Here is a 13,903-nt window from a genome sequence, read left to right as displayed (position 1 = left end):
GACCTACCTGCTCGTAGTCGAAGAAGTCGTGTGATCGCTGGCGGCGGGGGCGAGGCGAAGGCGCGCGATCTGGTCGGGGATGGACACCGTCTGCGGCGTGTTCCGGATCTTCTTGTTGCGGCCGGCCGCGGGGCGTGGGGAGGTGAGGTCGTTGATCGCGGACCGGGCCAGCGACCGGATGGTGCGTTCGTGGCCGAGCCCGTCGACGATCCGTTTCGTCCCGAGATAGGTCAACCCCAGCACCACGGTGACGGACCAGCCGCTCCACGGCACCGACAGCATTCCCATGACGAGGATGAGCGAGAGCACCAGCAACACCGCACCGATACCCACTGCCTGCCATTTGACTGGTCTCGGGAACGCCCGTCCCGGAGGGCCTAGCCAGTGCTGATCCACCCGGTAGAGGTCGTCATCGGTCTCGATCACCGCAAGCTCCTCACCGGCGCTCGCTGATGGCGCGGCCGATTGCGAACACGATGGCGGCGGCGATGACCACGCCGAAGATGATCGTCATGGCAGACATGGGATGAGGTCCTCTCGAAAAGGGTGAGTCCGAATGGGGTTGTGTCCGCTACCGGTCACACGCCGGGGACGATCAGCCGGATGAGTCCGGTGCCGACGTTCATCGCCGCGTCGGGGTTCGCCGACAGCCCGAACCAGCCCAACGCGATCAGGGATAGGCTGGCGATGGTGATGACGGCAGACCAGGACGAGCGAATCGCCTTCGCCAGAAGCACAATCGCTCCGACGCCGAGGATCGGAGGGACTACCTGCTCGCGGAGGAACGCTCCCACCCCGCCGGTGTCGATCCCCTCCTGTGCCAGGAACGTCAGCTGCGACGCAGCCTCGAAAGTTTCATGAAGCATGCTCTCTCCCAAAAGATTCGCGGGCAACACCGAATGGTGACGCCAGAACATTGGCACAGGGCGGCTTCGGCACACGAAGACCCCCGCACGCGCTCGGGCGTGTCGCTGCGGGGTCCACTGAGGGTGGGGCCGGTTGGCGGTGGGTCCACGAAGACGGGTCGTGTCGCTGCGGGCTCTGCTGAAGGTGGGAACCGGTCGTTGCGGGCTCTGCTCAGGGTGGGGGCCGGTCGCTGCCGGGGACGGGTGCTGCCCTCCGGGCACGCTCTCTTCGGACAACCCTCGCGAAGAACGTGATTGGCCCCATGTGGGGCATGTGTCGACGATTGGGGGATCGGTGATGCCTGCGCCCCCACTCCCTTCGGGAGACGCCTCCCCCCTACGGGGGGAGGCGAAGTTGAGAATAGCGCCCCGGACCGGTTTCGGCGAGCAGTGGTTCAAACACCACTTGGCAGAGCGTTTTTGGAGATCCCGTCGGGGTTCGCCTCACGGCGGCCTGGGACGCACTCGCAGGGGCGGCGGGCGGGGCGACACGCCCGAGCGCGTGCGGGGGTCCTTGGTGAATCCTCCGGCGAGCGGATTCACTGTGTGCGCATCAACACGACGCAGATGTCCGACCGAGAAGGGGTTTCCGCGATGCCGTCGAATGACCCTGTGGGCGAGTTCTTCCGGGATGTGCTCGGTCCTTCTGGTACCTCGTCGGCCGCCGGCGGACGCAGGCGGCCCGAACAGTCGGGGGAGCAAGAGGCAGCGCGGTTCACCCCGTGGGTGCTCGTCGTCCTGGCCGTCACCATCGCCGTGTGGTGGGCGCCGACCCTGCTGGAGTCCGCTCAGATCACCGAGCTGTGGCCGCGCTCGCCGCTCTGGGCGCAGTGGCTCATCGACATTCGGCCCAGGCTCGTCGTCGCCGTTGCCCTCTTCGGTGCCGGGGACCTAATTCGGTTCCTGCGGTACCGGCAGCGGCGGATCCTGTCCGCGGTGGTGCGGCAGACCACCGGACACAGCCCCGTGCGGATCAGGCTCAGTGTGCGTACCGGGTGGCACAGCACCGCGTGGGCGGCAATCCGCCTGCCGCAGGGAGCGGTCGTCGATGCGAACCGGCAGGAGCGTCTGAATTCGGCAGTCAATGCGTTGATCGTCGGATCGCCGCTGTGGCACCGCCTGCGCGCCGCGCTACCGGTCCTCGCCCCCACCCGCCCCCTGCGATTTCTGCCGCGGAATACGCAGGCGCAGATCCACAGCGTCCCGGTGGGCGAACCGGGACCCGACAGCCTTGCACCCTCGACGCCGAAGGCGGAGCAATGAGCCGATTCCTCGGACCCACAGTGGCCGACTGGAAGTACGTCACCGCCTTCCGGGCCGACAGGAGCACCATCACGATCACCCGCCAACTGGTGCTCCCGGACACCCGCAGCGCACGTCACCGCATGCTCGCCGAGCTGTTCTCCGACGGCAAGGCCCTGCAGGACGTGACGGTGTCGGTCGACTCCTACGCCTACGACGGAACCGAAGCCTCCTACCGCATCTACTACAAGCCCACGCTGGCCACCGGCATGGAAGCCAACCGGCACAAGCTCTCCGAGGCTCTGCTCGCCGCCCTCGGCACGCACGAATCAGGGCAGCTGTGGCGAGTGGACTGGGCGCCGGAGAAGCCCATCATCACCCTCTCGCTCCGAAAGCCGCTCGCGACAATGGTGATGCATTCGCTGAAAATCCCGGCCGCCGACCTTCCTGTTCCACAACTCGACGAACGCGGAATCGCGCGACGCCAGCAGATGCCCTGGCCAGGAAGCGACCCCAGCGTGCCCGGGCAACGCCTGCATGTCCCGTACGCGTCCTGCGAAACCGATGCCGGCGTCGTCGACGCCTACTGGAACATCTCCGACGATTCGTCGGCACCGCACATGCTGGTCGTCGGACCGACCGGCGGCGGCAAGACGGTTCTGCTGACCACCGTGATCACCGAACTCACACTCCGCGGAGTCCCGGTGATCGGTGTAGACCCCAAACGCATCGAACTGCACCAATTCCTCGGCTACCCCGGGGTCCCCGCGATCGTGTTCGAACCCTTGCGGGCCGCAGAGTTCATCTACGCGCTGTGGCGCGAAATGCACGCGCGGACCAAGTACATGCAGACCCAGCGTCTGAAGGCGCGCAACATGCCGCTCTTGGTGGCGGTGCTCGACGAGTTCTTCATCCTCTCTGCGGCCTGGACACAGCTGGCCAAGTCCGGCACCGATGAGGAGAAGGAAGTCATCAAACGCTGTAACCCACTCGGGCGAATCGGCGAACTCGTCGCCTTGGCCCGCTCGGCAGGTATCCGCCTCGCCGTGGGAGTCCAGCGCCCCGATGCGCACCTGTTCGGGCGGGATTCCGGCAGTGTCCGCGACAACTTCCAGACCCGAGCAGCGCTTGCACGGTTGAGCAGCGACGGCGCCTACATGATGTGGGGTGAGACCACTGTCGGCCGCGACATCGACGCCAAGATCCGCGGCCGCGCCACGGTCAGTGACCCCTCCGGCGACCCTGCCCTCGCACAGGTGTGGTTCACCCCCACCATCGACGACCACCCCGCCGCCCGCAGCGACCTGTCCGCCGAGGAAGCACACGCTGTCGACAGCCTGCGCCCGACAAGGGATACCCCGGTGTACTGCTTCTCGGCCGAGCTGGTGCAGTTCATCGCCGACGAACAGCACCTGATCACCACGATGGCCGATGACGTCCGCGAGCCCGTCGCAGTCTCCGGGTCGTCGGTGACATCCCTGATCGACCACATCTCCGATGCGATCCCGGCTGGTGCCCTCGAGGAAGGCATGAACATCGTCCTCGGCCTCGACGAACCGGACGGCACCGGCACCGTCCTGACCGTCGAGACCATCCGCAAGGTCGCCCGCGACAGCGACGGCACGGTCACCGAGGAGGGACTGGTGCGGGTGGAGGTGTCGGTGGAATCCACCGGCCGCCGGCCCGAGGTCCTGATCCTCGAATACAGCGGACTCGACACCGTCTTCCTCGCCGCGGTCGACCTCGCTGCCGCCGCCTGACCCCTGATGTTCCGACTCTATCCGCTCCACCACTGAAAACACGAGAGAGAGGCCACCGATGGCAGTCCGGCAGATCGAACGAGCAGTGATCCTCGAGCCCGAGGACATCGAGGCCATGCACCGCCCATTCGTCAACAAGGGCAACTCCGACCCGGTTGTTCGCGCGTTCCGAGAGGCGTTGCGGGCCTCCACACCCGGGTGGCTGGCCGCCCTGGACACCGAAAGCAAGACCGTCTCCCGCAGCCGTCTCGACGAGCTCCTCACCGCGATCGGTCATCGGCGCGACCTGGTGGGCGCCCTTCCCGACGGCGAGGTCAAGACCGAGGCACTCGATCAGCTCACCAGCCTCGACGAGCTGATCACCGAAATGCTCGCCCAGCTCGACGGCACCACCTCGGGCGCCGGGAGTCTGTGATGTCCGCCCCGCAGATGACCGTCGCCATCGACGACGGAGGACGCCACGCTACGGCGTATGTGCCGTCGCAGGCCGCGACGCTCGACCTGCGAGGCGACACCGAGCAAGACCTGATGACCGCGGTGTTCGCCCAGGCCCACGCCGAAGCACGAAACAGCGGCCAGACGATCACCGTCGCGGTCAGCGGCGGCGCCGACACCGCGCCGATGCGGCTCGAGGTCGACCCCGACCAGACCATCCGCCCCGCCCAGGAGCAGGCGCCAGCACAGGAACCCGCCACCCGGGAACGGCCCCAGCGCCGCCCGGCCGGCGGCACTCCCGTCGTCCGGGTTCAGGACGTGGGCAGTGAGCCCACGGTTGCTGTGCGGTTGCCGGCGACCGAGCCGACACCCGCACGGGCAGCCGTATCGGCCGAGCGCGAAGACGGATACGACCGCACACCACCCGCCCGACCGCGGCGGCCGGTATCGGGGCTGGCCGCCCCCGAGATCGCTCCCGGGGCCGGTGAGCCTGCCCGCCTGGGAGTGCGCGGCCGGCTCAACGCCATGCTCGGGTTGAGTCTCGCCCCGAAAGCACAGTCGCCGGAGATGCGGCTGCGGGCCGCCGAGTCGGTGATCACCCGGGCGCTGCCCGATTTCTCGGTGATCACTTTCGCCAACCCGAAAGGCGGGGTCGGTAAGACACCGCTCGCCGTGGCTCTCACTCAGACCTTGGCCGTCCTGCGCGGCGCCAGCACCGTGGTGTGCGCGGATTTCGGCGAGGTCGGCGGCAGTCTCGCCAAGCGGGTCGCAGTCCGTCCGTCGCCGGGCAACGACGTCCCCGCCTTGCTGGCAGCGCATCCCGACCCTGATGTCGCGATCCGACCCTCGGTGCTCTCGCAGCACCTGACCCGTCAACCGTCGGGTGAGGACATCATCGCGGGACGCCGCGGCGACTCGACGTCCGTTCTGAACGAAGACCATGCGGCGCATCTGGCCGCGATCGTGGCCCAGCACCGCGACCTCCTCGTCGCCGACACCGGCAACAACTCCCTCGCGGGAACCTGGCGGTGGGCAGTGAGGACAGCGGACGCCGTCGTCGTCCCTGTTCCGTTGCGCTGGGACGCCGCCGACGCCGCAGAAGAAATGATCACGGAATTGGCGTCGACCGCCACCGATGTTCTCCAGCGCACGATCGTTGTCATCACCGCCGGTCCCGGGGACGCCCCGATGGTCGAACAGGACACCGTCGAGGCCCTCCGGGACCTGGGAGTACCGCTCGTGGCGCGCATGCCGTTCGAGCCGCTGTTCGCCTCCGGAGAACGCCTTGCACTCTCCCGGCTCCAACCCCACACCCGAGCCGCGCTGACCCGACTGGCCGAAGAGGTCATCACGACGATCACCGGCCCCTGACTCGGCCATCACCCACCGGCCGTACAGATCTCGCTCCGCCCTCCACTGGCACATCCACCTTCGCTTCGCATCTGGCCACCTCACGAAAGGCACATCATGAGCAACAACCGCGACGCCCGCCGCGCCCGAGGCCGGCACCACCCACAGAGCGCCACACAGGCAGCCACCACGCTGGCAGTCATCACCGCCGCCCTGGCCTCCGGCATCGCCCTGTCCCCCTCCGCGTTCGCCGACCCGATCCAGGGCGGTGTCAACGGCGACAGCACCCAGGAAGGTGTCACCGGCGGCGACACCCCCAGCGCAACCACCGCCCCCACACCAGCACCCGAGCCCGCCCACGTGCCCGAGACCCCGGCGGAACCGGTGTACTGGGTCGAGCCGCCCGCCGAGTACCAGAACATCGAGTACCAGCCGCTCCCGAACTACGACTACGACACAGGCGTGTACGTCGAGCCGGAGAACTACTCGATCGAGCCGGTGCAGTTCGACCAGCTGCACCTGCCGACCCCGGTCGAGCCGACCGCCCCGTTCATCGCCCCGCGCGACACCCTGCGCATCGGCGAAATCCATCTCAAACAGCCGAACTGGATCAGCGACGGCGACCGGGACCGCACCAACAACACCCTCTCCGTGGTCCAGGCCGGGGGTTCGACGGGTTGGCGCTCGATCGGTGTGGAAACATCTCGGGCCGACCGGATCGCCGCCGCGCAGGTCGGTGCCGGAGCCGCCGGGGCAGCGCTCGGCGCAGTCACCGCCGGCGGGGCGGCAGCCACCACGGGCGCACTGGTCGGTGGCACCATCGGCGGCCTCGCCGCAATGACCGCAGGCAACGTCTTCCTTCCCGGACTCGGATGGGTACCCGCCGGGATCGTCGGCACCGCCGCGGGTGCCGGCCTCGGTGCCGCGGTGGGTCTCCCCGTCGCTGCGGCCGGAGCGGTCGTCGGCGGTGCGGTCGCCGTCGCGGCGGTGACCCCGATCGCTGCCGGCGACAAGGGCGAACCGAAGGAGATCTCGGTACCGGACATCGACTCCGAAGCAGTGACCGCCCAGACCGAGACCGTGCTCACCGACTGGGAGAACTCCGGCCCGGTAGGGCAAGCGGCCGCCGACGCCGTACAGGACACGGTCGAAGCTGCGCCCGCGATCGACCAGCAGGCCCGCGATTTCGTCGCAGCCCAGCCCGGCGGCGAGCAGATCATCGAGCAGGTCGACACCACCCTGAACTCGTTCTTCACCGACGCCACGCCCGGCCTGGCCGGAAACCTGTTGTCGGGCGCCATCGGCGGCGGCATTCCGACCGCGAACTGAAACCACGAAGGCGGGTGCACACCATGAAGAAGCCGACCCTCGGCCGATCGACGCCGCGACATCCCGCCGTGATCGACCTTCTCGGCAACACACCCACCGTCGACCACCCGCCGGGCGCCCGCACCATGGCGCCCTGCGGCCCGGCCACACCACCGCCCCCATCCCGGTCGCCTCTACCGCCGGCCCGCGGCGGCCGCGGGCCGGGAAAGAAAACGGTGGCCGCCGTCGCGGCGGTCGCCATCGCCGTGGCCGGCGGGGTCGCCGTCAGCCACCTGCGCAGCGGAGACAGTGAAACCGCTACCGCGGCCACAACCAGCGCCACCGCAGCGGCTGACGAGAACGGGCCGCCCATCCTCAACCTGCCCGAACCCGAACGGGCCGAACAGACATCCGCGTCGGACGGGGACTGCCGGGCCGACCGCGGTGACCAGAAGAGCGGCGCGGGCGTGATCGCAGCGTTCAACCACGCGTACTACAGCCTGCGCAACGGCGAATCTGCCCGCGGCCTCGCCACCTCCACCTCATCGGTGCTGCCAAGTCCCGAGCTGCAGAAGGTCATCGACGCGGTCCCAATCGGCACCAACTACTGCATCCGCACCATCGAACTGTCCGACGGGGTTTACCTGGTCGACCTGTCCGTGATGCAGCCCGCCCAGCCGGTCAAACGCGGTACCCAGACCGTCACCACCCAGAAGATCGACGGGCGCTGGTACGTCGATGTCTTCACCTGAGTCCCTAGCTCCGAGGCGGAGTGCTAGCCAACGGACCCGACCGAACGAGGACGTATCCGTGCAGAGCACGCGCATCATCAGCACAGCCGCAATTACGTCGTGGCGCAGGCGTTCCGCACACGATGTGCTCGGTGGCAGCGCTGACGATCGGCGGGCCACCGTGCGCCAGAACGTCGTCGCCCCGACTCCGACGCACCCGACCACGGACGCGGCCGTTGCTGGCAAATGGGCGAACAATGCCACCTGTGATAGCACGCATTGCCGCGTGGGGAGCGGCGCCCCGGCGGACAGTGCAACACCGCAACACCCTCCGCAACACCGCAACGACAATCCGCAATGCCACACAGGAACCCCACCGGCAGCAACCAGCGGGGCTCGTCGAGTGAAACCCCGTGAAAGGAGACCCCCGAGCATGACCGACCTCAATATCCGAGCAGCACGAATCCAACTCCACGCCCTGATAGCAGCCCTCATCGTTGCGATCGCCATTGCGATCGGCATCACCACAGGCGCCTTTGTACTGTCCTTCGCCGTGCAACGTGACCTGGCGTTGCAGGCGGGCATCCCGCAATACCTCACCTGGATCTTCCCGGCCATCGTCGACGGCGCAATCCTCGGCGCAACGATCGCGGTCGTTGCATTGAGCAAAATCGGCGGCAGCACAACGGGAAAGCGGTTCTTCCTCGGGCTCGCCGTAGTCGTGGTCTTCATCAGCGTCTTCGGCAACGCCTACCACGCACACCGCTCCGGCCAAGCCGCCGCAAGCAACATTGCAGCCGGCATCGACCTCGGTTACGCCCCGCTGTCGCCGGCCGGCGCCTCGTTCATTGCAATCATTCCGCCGCTGCTGGTGTTGGCCTTCACCCACGGTGTCGGCATCCTCATCAAGGCCATCGGCACCGCCCACACCGAGTACACCGCGGTCGTGCGCGACGCCCGACACCGTGAACAGCAGCGGTCCGACGCGGACACCGCGACCGACTACCGAATGCCAGCCCCAGGGCCGACGTCGTCGGTCGACCGCAACGCCGGACGCATTGCGCCGTCAGTCGACCCGACCGTTGCACCCATCGTCTTCGCTGCGTCGGCACCCGATTCATCCGCTCTCGACGACCGTACGGAGACCACCGCTCCGGAACCGGAGGGTCGTCCTGCTGTTGCGGACGCCCCACAACCGACCACTGCGAATCCTGGCGAGCTCACCGATGCTAGAGCCCACGCCAAGGAACACGAGGAGCACCTTGCACGCAATGCAACGGACAGTCGCAATGCCCACGCACCAGAAATCGGCAATCCGCCGAAGGATTCGCAGGAGCAGTTCGTGATGCCGGATAAGGCCCAGACCATCGACAACCTCCTCGCCTTCATCGATACCTGCGCCGACTTCGAACCGGTAGTCAAGGAGACGGCCCGGCTGCGGATAACCGAGCAGCGCAGCTACGCCGAGATCGCCACACTCACCAAAGCCAAGGCCGCGAGCACGGCAATGCGCCGCTTCGACAAGGTCGCGCAACGCGCCGTGGAGGCCGGTTTCCGGAGGCCTCCGTTGCCCGAGCATGAGGACATCGCCGAGGAACGCAATGCGGCAACGCTTGACCACCAGTACACCCTGGTGGGGGCACGGTGATGACCTGCCCCTGTAAGTGCGATAAGGACCAGTTCCTGCGCTTCAACCTGATTGGGAGAAGGCCGATCAATCGGCGACAGAAAAAACCGCCAGCACCGGTGAACAGCGAACCGCAACACGTCCAGGAACCTCTACCTACGGTAGGCAGTGTTGCAGACCAGTCGGCTGAGGTCGTACGAAAACACAAGAGAGTGCAACGCAACGTCGGTGACGAGGCCGAGGCCGCAATGCCGGATCTCGTTGCCGACAGGTACCGGCGTTGCGGTGCGGCGCAGGCACCATCTCAGCGGTGTGGGAGGCCGTTGCCGGCGGGGGAGGAGGTCAGCTTGCACGCAAGCCCCTGTCTGACCGCATGTTTCGCCGGAGGGTGCAACAGGGCAGCAGTTTGCATGCCGACGTTGCCGAGTGGACGCAACGCCGCGCTGCATACGGCCCGTCAGGGTGGTGTCGATGCCGTCGCCGCGCTGATCGGCCGCTTCCCGCTCAACTGTGAGCGGGCTCGCGAAAACCCAGAATCTGCATGGGCCGGCCAGCGAGAAACTCGACCAGGCCCGCGTAGGAGTCCTCGAGCGGACAGGCCTTCGGCCGGACGGTAGCGGGGAGAAGGCCGTATTCTGAGTCAAACGTGATGTCGCCGTGCACAACGGTCCGAGGTCGGGCATGACTACCGCGTTCCAGTCGCGAACTCCGACACCACCTTAAGAGCGAGGCCGGCGAACTTGGCATGCCTCCCAACGACGCCAGTGCCCTCGTCATTACGGTGCTGGGAGCCGCACGCCACCCTCGACTACCCCGCAATGGCTTCGACCTGGCACAGCGGCAGATCAGCCGATCTCTGGGCCGCCGCGTCGACCACGACGGCCGGGCGCCCGACGTTTCGTCGACTTCCACTCAGCGGATGTGGGCGCCCAACCGCCGCAATTCAGAACGGCGCTCCACCGACACGCCCGACCGCGTGTGGGGGTCGTTGCTGGTAGACGGACTGCAACCGAGACTGACAGCCGGAAGGCACAGGCTGCAGCGTGATAGGAGTCCGCACATGGCATGGTCAGCGAGACGTGGGCTCGCGGCGGTCACAACCACCACCATGCTGTGCGGGACTGCGCTGCTCACCGCACCCGCGATCGCCAACGCCGCCCCGACCAGCTGCGCGTCGACGTTCAACTTGTTTATCCCCGGCACGTGGGAGACCAACGAGAACGCCGACCCGACCCGGCCGGTGGGCATGCTGGCCCCGGTCGCGACGGCAATCGAGGCACAGAACGGTGCTCGCGCGCAGATTTACACGCTGCCGTACATGGCGCGCGCGTTCGACAACGGCCACACCTACGCCGACAGCAAGGCCGACGCGGTCACCAAGGCCACCGCCGTGCTGACGTCCTACGCCGACAAATGCCGGGGCACGAAGATCACGATCACCGGATACTCCCAGGGTGCAGACGCTGCAGGCGATCTCGCGTCGGCGATCGGAAACGATCAAGGCCCGGTCGATGCGGACCAGGTCCTCGGTGTGGCGCTGATCGCCGACCCGGGTGCCGGCACAAAGGGCGCCGCGACGGTGGGGCCGAAGACCTCCGGGGAGGGGATCGCCGGTCCCCGGTCGCAGGGCATGGGCACGCTGTCGGGGCGGGTCGCGTCGATCTGCGATCCGAAAGACCTGTACTGCTCGATCCGCAAGGGCGCCAACCCGTTCCTCGGATCGCTCGGGTCGATCCTGTCGAAGACCCCCGGCAACACCGGTGCCGGCGCCGGTGGAGGTAACGCGGCGGTCGCCACCGCGCTGACCTCGGATTTCGCCGACGCCGACCTGCCCGGTCTCGGATCGGATGTGGACGCGCTCGGAAGGCAACTGCGCGGCACCGACACCGGCGGCTCGATCGATGTGCACCAGGTCGCCGACACTGCGACCTCGCTGTCCAAGACGCTCAGCCCACTGGCCGACCTGCTGCAGTCCGGGGCCGCGAACGCCGCCGCCACCGCGGGCCTGGCCGCAGCCCCGGTGGGCACACCGGAACACGCGGCCGCACAGGTCCTCACCACAGCCAGCCACGCGGACCTGTCCGGTGCGCTCGACTCGGTGGCCACGATCGCGAACACCGCAGCCAAGCTCTCGAACGGTGGCACCACCACCCTGCCCGCCGCCGCACCCGAAATCTCTCAACTCTCTAATGCGGCCGCGACGCTCGGTAGCCAAATCGCACCCATCGCCGCCACCCCGGCAGATGCCCTCTCCTCCGCCTCGAGCGTGCTGTCGGTCCTCAAACCGACAGTCGTCGTCGACCAAGCCCTGAACGTCGTCACCGGCGTAACCGCACTCGATATTCCGAAGATCCTGCACAACCTGATCGTGCTCCCGCACAAGATCGCCGCCGGCGATGTCCGCGCCGCCCGCGATACCGCCCGAGAGCTGAACGTGCAGTTCGCGCCGCTGGTGAAGATGGCCGCCGGCGTCGACCTGAAGTGGGTCTCCCACATTCTCGCGATCATCCCGGACCCGTCCGGTTACACCCAGATCGCGGCGCTGGTCACCAACATTCTCAGCAATGTCGACGTGATCAAGCTGGCCAACATCGCCGGCCAGGCCCAGGAAATTGCGTGGGCCGCCGCGGACAAGCTGTTTCCCCCGCCCGGGGTGTTACCCGACCCGGTCGGTGCTGCGGCGCAGACTGCAGCGTTGATCCCACTCGGCCTCGACCTCGCCTCGGTGGCCGCGAACATGCTCACCGGCAAAGCCAGCAAGACCGACCCCGCGCTGCTGGGCAAGCAGGCCAACCCGGTCGGGAACGCGATCGCCACGCAGGCGCAGGCCCTCGACCTTGCAGGACTCGCCGGGTCTGTGTCGACGATGGCGCGCTCGCGGGGGGCCGAGGATCTCGCCGCGGTGGTCGGGGAGGGCCTGAACGCGGCCAGCTTCTTCGCCTCCGGGGCGCACCAGAGCTACCAGAACCTGGTCGTCGACAATGCCGGTCGCAATGCCATTCAGTGGGTCTCGGATTGGCTGAACCTGCAGATCACCCGTGCCGTCTGACGATCCGACCGCGTCCGAAGTCGAAGAGGAGCACCGGAAAATTGGCCGCTCGAGTACACCGCCCCACCTCCTGTTGGGTGACCTGCCCGCACTGCGACAAACGCACCTACTTCACACGCAAGGATGCCCGCGCAGCACGCACCCATCACGAGAAGCGACAGGGCCTGTCGATCTACCCCTGCCCACACCAAGACCAGGACGGCGACGGCTTCCACGTCGGGCTCCGGCCAGAGGGACTGGGCCGCAGCGCCATCGACCGCGACACGCTCGCGGACAATCAGCGGGGAACCCTCTCCGAAGGCAGGTTCGCAGCCGGGGGTGCGCGGTGACACTGATGAACGCCAAGGGATCACCGACCACCCCGATCCCACTCGACCCCGTCGCCCCTACACCGTCCGCGCAATCTCGGAACACTTCGTCATCTGCACCCGCCATCGCGACTTCGCCACAGGTGACTTCGTCTACACGGTCATCGACTGGCGGAACGGAATCCGCGGCCCTGTCAACGTGATCGGGCAAAGCGCGGACGTGAGCACCGATGAGCGGTGCCGCGACCTCCTTCACGAGCTCGAAGTCGGCCGGTGGGAAATCAGCCACCGCAATCTTGTCCAGCTCGACGACAGGGGCGAGTCATGAGAGGAGCACACCCTCGAGCAGCATTCTCGCGGTGCTGCGTCGAGACTGGATGGCATGAGGGGTGGAGACAATCCAGCACCTCGTCGTCTCATCGTGTGCCGGACTGGTGGGTGTGGTCGTCTGATCGGTCGGTACGATCCGCATCGTGTTCGTCGGGGAACGGGCACGGAGTTCATCGGAGGGGATCGTCGATGTCAATGTTCGCGGGCTCGCCAAGAGGCACACGTCTGAGGCGACCGTCCGTACTGGCTGTCGCGGTGTGCGTGAGCGGGATAGTTCTCACTTCCGTGGCCGCATCCATCTCGAGTACGGCTGCCGCACCCGCCGCCGCCCTGCCTGACGAGATGCACCCGGCGGGCGTGTTGCTCGCCGAGCAGGCGGTCACCGCTGCGTTTCTCCCAGTTGGTGCCGCGGATACCAGCGCTGTCATCCGCTATTTCACGTTGCGTACCGCGACCGAAGCCGGTGAGTCCACAGGATCGGTGTTCCTGCCACAGGGCGCACCACCTGCCGGTGGATGGCCCGTCGTGTCCTACGCGCATGGCAACGTCGGAATCGACGACGAGTGTGCACCGTCGGTCACCGGATCCAGTGACGTCGAACGGGAATTCATCGAACAGTGGCTCGCCGCCGGCTACGCGGTCGCGGCCACCGACTACGCCGGGATCGGCACCGACGGAGTCAACGCGTACACCGACGGACCCGCAGCCGGCGCCAACGCCGTTGACATCGTCCGCGCCGCCCACCAACTCTACGGTGACCAACTTAGCGCCGATTTTCGCGGAGCGGTGATTACCTGAGCTTGGGTACGCGGGGGGCAGTGCTCATGGCGTCGTGAGGATTGGGTGGATTTGTGTAGT

The 13,903-nt window shown here is 67.4% G+C and carries 13 protein-coding genes; 11 read left to right on the top strand and 2 right to left on the bottom strand.

Translation table 11 applies throughout. The annotated features are described in order from the left end of the window. Positions 1-3: 3 nt before the first annotated feature. Entirely contained in the window at positions 4-426 is a 423-nt protein-coding gene (locus ACFVJ3_RS45275; protein ID WP_378458281.1) for a hypothetical protein, read from the bottom strand. Between the two features lie 152 nt (positions 427-578). Beyond that, positions 579-866 carry a hypothetical protein gene (locus ACFVJ3_RS45270; protein WP_378458280.1) on the bottom strand — a complete coding sequence of 96 codons (288 nt, stop codon included), beginning with the start codon at positions 864-866 and terminating at the stop codon, positions 579-581. A gap of 633 nt (positions 867-1,499) precedes the next feature. Between ACFVJ3_RS45270 and ACFVJ3_RS45265 the strand changes: the two genes are divergently transcribed. From ACFVJ3_RS45265 to ACFVJ3_RS45215, 11 genes are all read left to right on the top strand, one after another. Beyond that, positions 1,500-2,168 (top strand): hypothetical protein, encoded by a 669-nt coding sequence (locus ACFVJ3_RS45265; RefSeq protein WP_378458279.1) that lies wholly within the window; start codon positions 1,500-1,502, stop codon positions 2,166-2,168. Next, complete coding sequence (locus tag ACFVJ3_RS45260) at positions 2,165-3,907, top strand: FtsK/SpoIIIE domain-containing protein (RefSeq protein WP_378458278.1); 1,743 nt, start codon at positions 2,165-2,167, stop codon at positions 3,905-3,907. Before ACFVJ3_RS45265 ends, ACFVJ3_RS45260 begins: the two co-directional genes overlap by 4 nt. Before the next feature lie 58 nt (positions 3,908-3,965). Continuing rightward, positions 3,966-4,322, top strand: a complete 357-nt coding sequence (locus tag ACFVJ3_RS45255) for a hypothetical protein (protein WP_378458277.1) — start codon at positions 3,966-3,968, stop codon at positions 4,320-4,322. Beyond that, positions 4,322-5,713: a ParA family protein gene (locus ACFVJ3_RS45250; protein ID WP_378458276.1), complete on the top strand. Its 1,392-nt coding sequence runs from the start codon at positions 4,322-4,324 to the stop codon at positions 5,711-5,713. The genes ACFVJ3_RS45255 and ACFVJ3_RS45250 overlap by 1 nt, the downstream gene beginning before the upstream one ends. A gap of 96 nt (positions 5,714-5,809) precedes the next feature. After that, positions 5,810-7,021, top strand: a complete 1,212-nt coding sequence (locus ACFVJ3_RS45245; RefSeq protein ID WP_378458275.1) for an insoluble domain protein — start codon at positions 5,810-5,812, stop codon at positions 7,019-7,021. Positions 7,022-7,044: 23 nt separating this feature from the next. Then, complete coding sequence (locus ACFVJ3_RS45240) at positions 7,045-7,752, top strand: hypothetical protein (RefSeq protein WP_378458274.1); 708 nt, start codon at positions 7,045-7,047, stop codon at positions 7,750-7,752. A 412-nt stretch (positions 7,753-8,164) separates the two neighbouring features. Next, positions 8,165-9,379 carry a DUF2637 domain-containing protein gene (locus tag ACFVJ3_RS45235; RefSeq protein ID WP_378458273.1) on the top strand — a complete coding sequence of 405 codons (1,215 nt, stop codon included), beginning with the start codon at positions 8,165-8,167 and terminating at the stop codon, positions 9,377-9,379. Positions 9,380-10,418: 1,039 nt separating this feature from the next. After that, the gene (locus ACFVJ3_RS45230) at positions 10,419-12,407 is read left to right on the top strand and encodes a cutinase family protein (protein WP_378458272.1); all 1,989 of its coding nucleotides are present in this window, start codon (positions 10,419-10,421) and stop codon (positions 12,405-12,407) included. 41 nt (positions 12,408-12,448) lie between these two features. Beyond that, the gene (locus ACFVJ3_RS45225) at positions 12,449-12,736 is read left to right on the top strand and encodes a hypothetical protein (protein WP_378458271.1); all 288 of its coding nucleotides are present in this window, start codon (positions 12,449-12,451) and stop codon (positions 12,734-12,736) included. Beyond that, entirely contained in the window at positions 12,726-13,043 is a 318-nt protein-coding gene (locus ACFVJ3_RS45220) for a hypothetical protein (protein WP_378458270.1), read from the top strand. Before ACFVJ3_RS45225 ends, ACFVJ3_RS45220 begins: the two co-directional genes overlap by 11 nt. 287 nt (positions 13,044-13,330) lie before the next feature. Further along, the gene (locus ACFVJ3_RS45215) at positions 13,331-13,843 is read left to right on the top strand and encodes a hypothetical protein (protein WP_378458269.1); all 513 of its coding nucleotides are present in this window, start codon (positions 13,331-13,333) and stop codon (positions 13,841-13,843) included. Positions 13,844-13,903 lie beyond the last annotated feature (60 nt).

This window comes from Rhodococcus sp. NPDC127593 (assembly GCF_042671975.1).
Lineage (GTDB): Bacteria > Actinomycetota > Actinomycetes > Mycobacteriales > Mycobacteriaceae > Rhodococcus_F.
The sequence above is the reverse complement of the archived record's forward strand: the minus strand, read 5'-3'. Positions and strand labels throughout refer to the sequence as shown.

What these genes read in the sequence shown, in the direction of transcription:
- ACFVJ3_RS45270 (WP_378458280.1), bottom strand. Translation starts at nt 866, where the DNA reads ATGCTTCATGAAACTTTCGAGGCTGCGTCGCAGCTGACGTTCCTGGCA.
- ACFVJ3_RS45265 (WP_378458279.1), top strand. Translation starts at nt 1,500, where the DNA reads ATGCCGTCGAATGACCCTGTGGGCGAGTTCTTCCGGGATGTGCTCGGT.
- ACFVJ3_RS45260 (WP_378458278.1), top strand. Translation starts at nt 2,165, where the DNA reads ATGAGCCGATTCCTCGGACCCACAGTGGCCGACTGGAAGTACGTCACC.
- ACFVJ3_RS45255 (WP_378458277.1), top strand. Translation starts at nt 3,966, where the DNA reads ATGGCAGTCCGGCAGATCGAACGAGCAGTGATCCTCGAGCCCGAGGAC.
- ACFVJ3_RS45250 (WP_378458276.1), top strand. Translation starts at nt 4,322, where the DNA reads ATGTCCGCCCCGCAGATGACCGTCGCCATCGACGACGGAGGACGCCAC.
- ACFVJ3_RS45245 (WP_378458275.1), top strand. Translation starts at nt 5,810, where the DNA reads ATGAGCAACAACCGCGACGCCCGCCGCGCCCGAGGCCGGCACCACCCA.
- ACFVJ3_RS45240 (WP_378458274.1), top strand. Translation starts at nt 7,045, where the DNA reads ATGAAGAAGCCGACCCTCGGCCGATCGACGCCGCGACATCCCGCCGTG.
- ACFVJ3_RS45235 (WP_378458273.1), top strand. Translation starts at nt 8,165, where the DNA reads ATGACCGACCTCAATATCCGAGCAGCACGAATCCAACTCCACGCCCTG.
- ACFVJ3_RS45230 (WP_378458272.1), top strand. Translation starts at nt 10,419, where the DNA reads ATGGCATGGTCAGCGAGACGTGGGCTCGCGGCGGTCACAACCACCACC.